Below are 2,965 nucleotides of genomic sequence, written 5' to 3'. Positions count from 1 at the left end.
CGGCGAACTCGTCCAAGAAGGCCAGGACATGGCGCGGCTGCATGCCGCCGATGCTCTTGTCGCCGAAGCGGGCGCGCAGCCGCTCGATCGCGTTGCGGTAGACGTAGCGGGTGTTCTCGGCCCGCGTCTTGAACTCGGTGGATTCGTAGTAGGCGACGATCAGCGCCGACATGGTGCCCGGCTGGGTCTTCTCCTGGCCGACCATGCGGGCTGGGAGCGGCGCGCCTTCCATGGCCGCCTGATAGGCCGCCATGAACTCCGCCGAGCCTGGAAGGCCGGGCAGGCGGGCGCGGGGCAGGCCTGGACCGCGGAAGTAGTAGCGCGGCTTGCCGTGGCGATCCTCAAACGCCTGGACGAACCGCAGGCGTAGATGGGTCACGGTTTCAGTCCCAGTCATTGGCCGGCTTGGCGTCGCCGTCATCTGGCAGGTCGTCGAAGGCGATGTCCAGAGCGTTGCGGTCCCAGACCTTGCGCCGGTCGATCACCTTGGGCCGGGGCATGCGCCCATCCTCGACCATCTCGTCGAACTTTGAGGTCGATATTCCCACATAGCCCGCCGCCGCCGCGCGCTGCAGGCCGCGCGGCGAGAGGGTCGGGGGCATGGCGAGGGCGGTGCGCTGCATCAGGCGTGGCCGAACAGGTCCGCCATGGCGAGCGCCTCGCGGCGCCGTCGGGCGATTCCGGCCCGACGCATCGGCATGTCGTAGGTGTTGTGGCAGCGCTGGCACCACGCCTTCAGGTTCGGCCGGTTTCCCGGCGCGCCGTTGTTCTCTGGCGTGTGGTCGAGATGGGCGACCGTCAGGACGACGCGCGATTGGGTCTCAGGGTGCTCTTCGCCATTGATCGCGCGGCAATCCGGATAGGCCGGGGAGCCCTCGCAGCGATTGCCGGCGCGGGCGCGGACCTCCAGGCTGATGGCCTTCCAGTCGGCCGGGTAGCGAGCGCAGAACGGATGGACCTACCGCAATAGCGCGACCTGCGACTGACGACGGCGGAGCGCTGAACCGGCGAGGCCGAATCCCAGGATCATCATTGCCCATGTGGTAGGTTCGGGCACGCCTGATATCGACGCGCCCGCGAAATCCCAGGCGCCGTTGAAGCCCTGCGTTTTGTAGATTCCGTTGTGCTGGTTGCTGTAGATTTCGAACGTGTCGTTGGCTTCGATTTTGGAGGCCAAGTCGTCCGCGCAGACATAAGGCTGGTCGATCGCCTGCCGCTTGCATTCCGAAGACCAGTTTCGGACATATGAGCCGAGGTTGTAGTCCGGCAGGGCGAGATTGTAGATCCCGGTGAAACCAACGAGGCCCATGACTTTTGAGCCTTTGAACAGGATCGCTGGTCCTTCGATCATACGATATTCGTCGGTGTGGCTGCAGCCCGGCCCCTGCTCCGCTTCGCAGTTTGTCTCGTAGTACTGGAACGCGAACGGGTACTCGAGGGCGTCGCGATAGGGCAAAGCCAGGCTACCCGCCGTCATGTTGAAGGTGGTCGCCTGAGCTAGAAATAGGCCAGTCGTTCCAAGTTGCATGGCCGTGTAGGGATTGAATTCGACCGTAGCGGTCACGGCGTCGCCGACTGCTAAGTTCGGATCGACATACGGGGCCGACCCCTCAGCGACCAAGCTTCCACCGATAGTCACAGTCGCCGCCCCAGCCGACCCGGCCCACGACAGCGCAACAGCCGCAACAATCGTCGCTAGAACTTTCAACATTTCACTCTCCCCAGAGTAGCGGCCACCTTTTGGTTATCGCCGCCACAAGTCAACCCGGCTCGCCCGCCCGGCGAGCGGCGCGTCTCCCCATAGCTTTGTAGAAGGAGGGCTCCATGAGCCTCGATCCCGACCGTCTGCAGACGGCCGTCGCCGCCTTGGCGGGGGGCGCCTGCACCGGCCTGTTCCACCTGGCGACCACCCTGTTGCACGGCCAGCCCGTGGGGCACGCCGACATCCTGCGCGCGGTGACCAATGTGGTGTTCGGCATCATGGTCGGTGTGATGGCCGGCTATTTCGTCGCCCCCACCCTGGCCGACCTGATCCCCTGGACCTCGATGCGCGACCCCCACGTCTCGGGATTCGCCATGGGCGCCGGCGCCTGGATCTCTTGGCCCTTCCTGCAGAGCTGGCTCGCCGCCGCCTTCGGGAAGAAGATCAAGGACCTGGGCCAATGACCGACCTAGACATTTTCGCCGCCGGGGCGGCCACTATCGCCGGGGGTTGTCTGGCGCTGCGCGGCTACATGCTGAAGCCGTCATTCTCCACCTGGGCCAGCGCCCCGAACGCCGTCGCCACGGGCCTGCTGATCCTGGGCATGGCCCTGGGTTGCGCTGTGGTCTCGATCGCGGGAGGCGCCCACGCCAATGCCCGCGAGGCGGCCGTCTATGGCGTCCTGGCGGTCGTGTCGGCGATCATGGCCTGGAATGTCCACCGTCAGCGACAGGCGGCCGCCGAGACCGCAGCTGACGAGAGGGACTAGGCCGATCGTTATGCGCGGCGCCGGGCCTGGGCGCGGACGCAAGCCGATTCACTTCCGCCCTCAATGTTGAACAGGAGGCCGCCATGGTCACCAAGCTCTCGGCGCATTTCGCGCTGGAGGAACTGACGGCGTCGCAGACGGCCGCGCGGTTCGATCTGAACAACACGCCCACCAAAGCCGCCCTGGCGGCGCTGACCGACGCCGCGGCGCGGATGGAGGTGGTGCGCAATCTGCTAGGCAACAAAGTGATCACCATCTCGTCCGGCTATCGCTCGCCGGCCGTGAACAAGAAGGTGCGGGGCGTGCCGACCTCAGCGCACGTGAGCGGCCATGCCATCGACTTCAACTGCTACGGCTACGGCGATCCCAAGGCCATCTGCGCGACGTTGGCGGCGGCCGACCGCAAGGTGCTGCCCTTCGACCAGCTGATCGAGGAAGGGACGTGGGTCCACATCTCCTTCGCGCCGGCCATGCGCCGGCAGGTGCTGACCAAG

At 66.0% G+C, this 2,965-nt stretch carries 5 protein-coding genes and 1 pseudogene; 3 read left to right on the top strand and 3 right to left on the bottom strand.

Annotation, left to right across the window (positions count from 1 at the left end):
* The 3 genes and pseudogenes from RMO04_RS11870 to RMO04_RS11860 form a co-directional block, all read right to left on the bottom strand.
* A pseudogene (locus tag RMO04_RS11870) lies at positions 1–379 on the bottom strand (hypothetical protein); the annotation flags it as partial.
* A 4-nt stretch (positions 380–383) separates the two neighbouring features.
* Positions 384–623, bottom strand: a complete 240-nt coding sequence (locus RMO04_RS11865) for an XRE family transcriptional regulator (RefSeq protein ID WP_309644991.1) — start codon at positions 621–623, stop codon at positions 384–386.
* Positions 624–958: 335 nt separating this feature from the next.
* On the bottom strand, positions 959–1,711 hold the full coding sequence (locus RMO04_RS11860) for a PEPxxWA-CTERM sorting domain-containing protein (protein WP_309644990.1): 753 nt from the start codon (positions 1,709–1,711) through the stop codon (positions 959–961).
* Positions 1,712–1,824: 113 nt separating this feature from the next.
* Between RMO04_RS11860 and RMO04_RS11855 the strand changes: the two genes are divergently transcribed.
* The 3 genes from RMO04_RS11855 to RMO04_RS11845 all read left to right on the top strand — a co-directional run.
* Positions 1,825–2,166 carry a hypothetical protein gene (locus RMO04_RS11855; protein WP_309644989.1) on the top strand — a complete coding sequence of 114 codons (342 nt, stop codon included), beginning with the start codon at positions 1,825–1,827 and terminating at the stop codon, positions 2,164–2,166.
* Positions 2,163–2,471, top strand: coding sequence for a hypothetical protein (locus RMO04_RS11850; protein WP_309644988.1), 309 nt, complete (start codon positions 2,163–2,165; stop codon positions 2,469–2,471). Before RMO04_RS11855 ends, RMO04_RS11850 begins: the two co-directional genes overlap by 4 nt.
* An 83-nt stretch (positions 2,472–2,554) precedes the next feature.
* A partial coding sequence (locus RMO04_RS11845) for a D-Ala-D-Ala carboxypeptidase family metallohydrolase (protein ID WP_309644987.1) occupies positions 2,555–2,965 on the top strand: 411 nt, incomplete at its 3' end.

The organism is Phenylobacterium sp., assembly GCF_031412415.1.
Classification (GTDB): Bacteria; Pseudomonadota; Alphaproteobacteria; order Caulobacterales; family Caulobacteraceae; genus Phenylobacterium.
This window is presented reverse-complemented; position numbering and strand designations above follow the sequence as displayed.